At 68.1% G+C, this 6,061-nt stretch carries 4 protein-coding genes; 2 read left to right on the top strand and 2 right to left on the bottom strand.

Annotated features, from left to right (window positions below):
* The first annotated feature begins 491 nt into the window (after positions 1–491).
* Positions 492–1,394, top strand: a complete 903-nt coding sequence (locus Mam01_RS34225) for an aminoglycoside phosphotransferase family protein (RefSeq protein ID WP_239101829.1) — start codon at positions 492–494, stop codon at positions 1,392–1,394.
* A 70-nt stretch (positions 1,395–1,464) separates the two neighbouring features.
* Here the strand turns inward: Mam01_RS34225 and Mam01_RS34220 are convergent, their stop codons facing one another.
* Positions 1,465–3,645, bottom strand: a complete 2,181-nt coding sequence (locus Mam01_RS34220; protein ID WP_204289371.1) for an ATP-binding SpoIIE family protein phosphatase — start codon at positions 3,643–3,645, stop codon at positions 1,465–1,467.
* Between the two features lie 626 nt (positions 3,646–4,271).
* Here Mam01_RS34220 and Mam01_RS34215 point away from each other — a divergent pair.
* Positions 4,272–4,979 carry a hypothetical protein gene (locus tag Mam01_RS34215; protein ID WP_204289369.1) on the top strand — a complete coding sequence of 236 codons (708 nt, stop codon included), beginning with the start codon at positions 4,272–4,274 and terminating at the stop codon, positions 4,977–4,979.
* On the opposite strand, the gene Mam01_RS34210 is transcribed toward Mam01_RS34215, so the two are convergent.
* On the bottom strand, positions 4,980–6,029 hold the full coding sequence (locus Mam01_RS34210; protein WP_204289367.1) for an NAD-dependent epimerase/dehydratase family protein: 1,050 nt from the start codon (positions 6,027–6,029) through the stop codon (positions 4,980–4,982). It abuts the gene before it with no gap.
* Positions 6,030–6,061: the final 32 nt, after the last annotated feature.

The following is a 6,061-nucleotide window of genomic DNA, read 5'->3' as shown; positions in this document are numbered from 1 at the left end:
AGATGAACCAGTTGGCGAACAGAAGGGGGACCGCGCCCAGAAGAAGGGCTGGCGTGACGTACTCCGCCTTCCCAACCGCCGGCTCCGTCTTCGCCACAACAGGTTCGAGTCGCCTACCCATATACGAATCAGAAGTCACACCGAACACGTAAGCACAGGCGAGCGATGGCGTGCCAGATGCGTGCCAGAACGGGTGGCGATCAGCGGTGAATCGCGGAGACTCACGGTCACTCGGCCATCCCTGACCTGCACCCCTGTTTTCCCAGCTCAGCACGGCAAGATCAGTAGCCTATTCCCAAGCTGACAGCGCGGGTTCGATTCCCATCACCCGCTCCACGAACGAAGGCCCAGGTCAGGGAGCACATCCCAACCCAGGCCTTGATCATTTCTGGGTGCCTGCTTGTAGTGGGCGGGCACGGCCCGACGCCGCCTGCTACGCCGGAAACACGTTGCAGAAGAAGACTGGGTCGAGGAAGGCTGCCAGCGTGAAGATGCACGCCAACCAGCTGACGGTGAGCCTGGAGACAGTGCGCATATTGGTCGATGGGCAGTTCCCCGAGTGGCGGAGCCTACCCGTCACCCGCATCGCCACCCATGGGACTGTCAACGCCATCTTTCGCATCGGCGACCGCTTCGCAGCTCGGTTCCCTCTACTGCCCGGAGACATCGACCAGACGCGGCGCTGGCTGGAGTCCGAAGCGGAAGCAGCGCGCGAGCTGGCAGGTCGAACGCGGTTTCCCACGCCCGAGCCGGTCGCGCTCGGTGAACCCGGCGCGGGATACCCCCTTCCGTGGTCGGTCCAGACGTGGCTGCCCGGCGTCGTGGCCACCGACGAGGACCCGGCCGAATCGGTCGCATTCGCCCACGACCTGGCCGATCTCATCAATGACCTGCGCGCGATCGACACACGTGGCCGCACGTTCGCCGGTAGCGGTCGGGGAGGCGACCTTCAAGCCCACGACGCGTGGATGGAGACCTGTTTCAAGCACAGTGAACAACTGCTGGACGTTCGCCGGCTTCGCCGGATGTGGGAAGACCTTCGAAATCTCCCACGCGAAGCAGCCGACGTGATGACCCACAGTGATCTCATTCCCGGCAACATCCTCGTGTCCGCTGGTCGGCTGGCCGGGCTTCTCGACGTCGGCGGCTTCGGACCGGCCGACCCTGCTCTAGATCTCGTGAGTGCCTGGCATCTGCTTGAGGCCGGGCCGCGGCAGGTGCTCCGCCTCGACCTCGAGTGCGAAGACCTCGAATGGGAACGAGGCAAAGCGTGGGCCTTCGAACAGGCGATGGGGCTCGTCTGGTACTACCTGGAAACCAACCCGGCCATGAGCCTGATGGGCCAACGCACCCTGGAACGCATCCTGGCAGATACCCCCTCAGAGCACCGATGAGGAGGGCCGTCGCGCCAGAACGGATGTGGAGGTAGATCAACGCGGCCCGCGGCTCGGAGGAGAGTCCATCTCACCCGAGGGGCCGTTTCGCGTTGCCGCCAGCAGGGAGGGATTGCTCGGTCCAGATGCATTTGCCGTCATAGAGGTAGCGGGCGCCCCAGCGCCGGGAGAGGGCGGCCACCAACTGCAGGCCCCGGCCGCCTTCGTCGGTGTAGGAGGCGTGGCGGATGCGCGGGGTACTGAGGCTGCCGTCGTAGACCTCGCAGATCAGAGAGCGGCTGCGCAGCAGGCGCAGGCGCAGGGGGCCCTTCGCGTGCCGGATCACGTTGCCGACGAGCTCGCTGACCAGAAGTTCGGTGGTGACCATCAGATCGTCCAGTCCCCAGATGGCCAATTGTTTGCGGACATATCTGCGGGCCTGTCCGGCTGCCCTGGGATCGTCGGGGAGGCTGCAGGTGGCGACATCGTCGGCGGCGGTACCGTGGGTGTGGGCGATGAACAGGGCGGCGTCATCGTCGGTCTGTTCACGGGCGGGCAGCAGCGCCGAAACGACCGCGTCGCAGAGATCCTCCAGGCGCCCGACGTCGTCGCACTGGCCTCCTGACCAGAGGTCAGGAATTCGGGGCACGGCCTGGGCCAGGATCCGGCAGAGCTGAGCCAGTCCCTGGTCGATGTCGCGGGTGGCGGATTCGACCAGGCCGTCGGTGCAGAGCACCAGCAGGCTCTCCTCAGCCAGATGCAATTCGTGGATTTCGAAGGGCGGTTCCGCGGCGCCCAGCGGCGGATCGGCGGCCAGACGGGGGCACAGCACGGTGCCGTCGGGGTGGACGATGACCGGTGGGGGATGACCGGCCAGGCAGAGCGTACAGGTCCGGGTGGTGGGATCGAAGACGGCGTACAGACAGGTGGCGTAGAAGTCGTCACCGAGGTCGCTGACCAGGTCGTTGAGGTGGCCGATCAATTCGTCGGGCGGCAGGTCGAGGTCGGCGAGGGTGCGCACAGCGGTGCGCAGGCGACCCATGGTGACTGCTTCGGTGATGCCATGTCCCATGACGTCGCCGATCACCATGGCGACCCGGCCGCCGGACAGCGGGATCAGGTCGTACCAGTCGCCGCCCACCTCCTCGCCCCGGCCCGCGGGCAGGTAGCGCGCAGCGGCGCAGGCCATGGGGAGACGGGGAAGCTCCCGGGGAAGCAGGCCGCGCTGCAGTTCCTGCGCGCGGGCGTGTTCCACGTCGTACAACCGGGCCCGTTCCAGCGCCTGGCCGACCAGACCGCCCAACGCCGTCAGCAGGGTGCGCTCCTCGTCGCTGAAGACACGCTCCCGGGTGAACGACACCACACATACGCCGATGGCCCGCCCGGAGGCGATCACGGGCAGGAGCGCCCAGGCGTTCTTCGGTGACGCCTCCGCCACGATCGCCATCGTTGGATAGCGTCGGCGAAACTCATCGCGCGATCCGATGAACCGGGGAGTACCGGTCGCCAGCACATCGGTCACCGATGCGGTTTCGGTGAGCGGGACCCGGTCGAGAAGACTGAGGAATTCCTCTGGGTACCCGGCGGCGCCGACCACATCCACTCGGTCGCCTTCGATCAGCCAGACCACGAGCCCGTCGGCACAGAACGGAGGCAGGACATGGTCCGCGACGGCCTGCACGACGTCCCGGCTGGTGACGGCCTCGGCGAGCGCCGCGGTGAGTTCGCCCATCCGGACCGTCTGCTCGGACCCTGCCGCCGAAGTAAGGCCCGGCGCCGTGCCGGGCAAGCCTTCCAGGCGCGCGGCGGCCCATGCCGCTACCGCACCGAGAAAGGAACGCTGCTCGTCGTCCGGCTCGGCGGGCCCTGCCGTAAGCACGGACAACACCCCGACCGGCCCGTCGGCACCCGGGAGGGGCAGTGCCGCCGTACCGGCTGCCCCAATCCCCAAGCTGTCCCCGCACACCCAGACGTAGCCACCACGCCGCACGGCGCGTGTGGGTGCCACGTCCTGCACGGTGTCAAGATCTGCCCACGCCTCGGCGGTCTCCGGGAGAAGCCCCCTGGCCGCCGCCAGGTGCAGGGAACCGGTAGCGGAATCGCACCTGTGCACGAGGGCGGCCAGACCGCCCAGGCTCGTCATCGCCTGCTGGAGAGCCAGCGTCAGCGTCTGCGCGTTCCACTGTCCTTCGTCCGAGGCCCGCACAACGCCGAGCTGCTCCGCCTGCGGCTGCTCAGTGTGGCCCTCGGACCTGACTCTCGCGGCCGCCACCTCACCTCCCGGCATAAGCACAAAAATGGGGCAAGTCACCACATATGTGCATCCACACTAGCTTTCACCGCCATACGCGGCACTTTCGGGGGGCCGTCACACTCCGCCGCTTCGTGTGCGCCCTAGGCAACACGGGCCGGTGAAGCCGGCCGCGTTCATCGCCACCCTGAGGACCGAGCCTGACATCCCGTACGCGGTCTCCTGCGGGGCGCTGGGTCGATCGACTGCTTGGTCATACGAGTGGCCAGCCCGTGCCCGAAGGGCCCCGCGCCCGGGGACGCCCGCGTCACGCATGGCCGAGGCGGTGATCTCGAATGTGGGTGACAACCTGGGCGCCCCTAAGAGCTGGTCGGCGAGGCGACGACCCCCCGTGTCCCGGAGCGTAGCGATCACACCGACCGATTGAACCGTTCCACCAGCAGATCTTCGACCCGTTCCGACAGATCGCCTTCTCCGGATGCGCCGATCCCAGCGATAGACAGCCGACGACGCCGGTGAGGCGTGCGCGCCGCGCGGAAAATTCAGGTCGCGGGCTGAACGAGTTCGCCCTCTCTCTCATCTTCGATCCCCGTGCATGTGAAGAACAAGACTGTGATCACACGAGATACCTGAGGACACTCGTGTGCATGAAGCCTCCCCGCACCGCCCCAGGGAGCGACAGGACGCTCATCGAAGCTCTGGCGCACGTACGTTGGATCGCCGGTGGAACAGGAGCCGGCAAGAGCACAGTGACCATGGCGCTGACCCGTCGTCACGACGCCCGGCGCTACGACGGTGACCGAGCGGAACACGATTGGGTGGCCCGGAGCACGCAGCAGCGTCACCCTCACCTGCACGCCCTGTCAGGCGCTGCGTCTGGACAGGCGTGGGCAGGCCGGTCGGCGCAGGAGGTGTTCCAGTCGATGCCAAGCCTGCACGGAGAGATGATCGGCTTCCTCACCGAGGATCTCCTTGCCCTTCCCGACGACAGGATCGTCCTGGTCGACTACTTCGGCGTCCTGCCCCGCGACGTCGCGCCCCTGCTTGCCGGCTTTCACCAGGCGGTGTTCCTGCTGCCTTCCCCCGAGTTCCGCCGGCGTGCTCTGGAAATGCGCTATGCCGACCGGCTGCGGGCCCGAACGACATGGGGATCCCACGACCCGGAAGAAATGCTCGCCAAGCGCCTCGCCCGAGACGCACTGTGGGATGAGGAGGTCCGCTCGCAAGCCGCCGCCTACGGGCTGCGTACGGTCTCGGTGGACGGCACCCGCCCCCTCGACGACCTCGTCGCCGAGGTGGCCACCCATCTCCGCCTGTCTCAGGCACCGGATGCTCCTCGACACACTGATGAGTGATCAAGTGTCGTGCCGGGGTCGAGGTCCCGCGAGATACCCGTCTTCGGCCGCGTAATCGAAGAATCGGCTGAAACGCGGGTCGCCCGCCTCGGGCACGATCCCCGCTCGGTCACCGTTCCGTACGGCATCGACGAGCCAGTCGACCTCGGCGGCGACCGTCGTCGCGTAGTCCCCCGCGGGCCGGTATCCGAGCTCCACGGCGGCCGACATGTCAAGCACGACCGGATGCGTCGAGTCCCACGGGGTCAGGCCGAGGTCCGGGTCCGCCGAGTCGTCGAGCAGCACTTCCTCCCGGTCGTGTCCGAGGTGCCGGGCGATCGCGCGGGAGATGTCGAGGGCACTCGGGACGTCCGGATCCGCGATGTTGAGGACGCGGGCGCCCGGCGCGTGGGCGACGGTCTCGATGAGCGCGGCCACGTTGGCCGCGGCCGTCGGGTGCACGGTTCCGCTGCCACGGCGGGCGAGCAGCACAGCGGCACGCCGGTCGAGGGCGCGCTTGACGAACACCCATTCGCGCGGGAAGGCCGCGCCAACGCCGTGGATCAACGATGGGCGCAGGACGCTGACAGGCAGACCGCTGTCGAGCGCCACGTGCTCGGCCGCGACCTTGTTGGCGCCGTACCCCTCCCGGGAGTTGTGGTCGATGTCGCTGGGGGCCATGGTGGCCTGCGTCTCCCGGATCGGGCCGTCGTACCGCGGCTCGACGTCGGAGTTGGGGTGATTGCCGTGGGCGTCGACGTAGACGGCCTTGCTGGAGATGAGCACCGTCGAGTCGGCGTCCTCGGCCAACGGAAGCAGGAGTCGCGCGTCGGCGGCGGTGTAGCAGACGCAGTCGACGAGCAGCTCCGCGCCGTCAGCGAGGGCGGCCCGAAGCCGGCCCGCGTCGGCGCGGTCCGCCGGAACGAATTCGGCCCCGGCGGCGGCGACCTCGGACGGCATGTTGGCGGGGTCGCGACCGGTGACGGTTACCCGCCATCCGGCGGCGAGGAGGCGGAGCGCGGTGGCCCGGCCGAGCATGCCGGTTCCGCCGAGGATGAGTGCACGAGGCATCGGACGAGCCTACGGCCGGCGATGCCAAGAGA

The sequence above is a fragment of the Microbispora amethystogenes genome (genome assembly GCF_016863015.1).
GTDB classification, from domain to species: domain Bacteria; phylum Actinomycetota; class Actinomycetes; order Streptosporangiales; family Streptosporangiaceae; genus Microbispora; species Microbispora amethystogenes.
The sequence above is the reverse complement of the archived record's forward strand: the minus strand, read 5'-3'. Positions and strand labels throughout refer to the sequence as shown.

Bases quoted from the DNA above. Each gene is read 5' to 3' on its own strand.
- Mam01_RS34225 (WP_239101829.1), top strand. From the start codon at position 492: ATGCACGCCAACCAGCTGACGGTGAGCCTGGAGACAGTGCGCATATTG.
- Mam01_RS34215 (WP_204289369.1), top strand. From the start codon at position 4,272: ATGAAGCCTCCCCGCACCGCCCCAGGGAGCGACAGGACGCTCATCGAA.
- Mam01_RS34210 (WP_204289367.1), bottom strand. From the start codon at position 6,029: ATGCCTCGTGCACTCATCCTCGGCGGAACCGGCATGCTCGGCCGGGCC.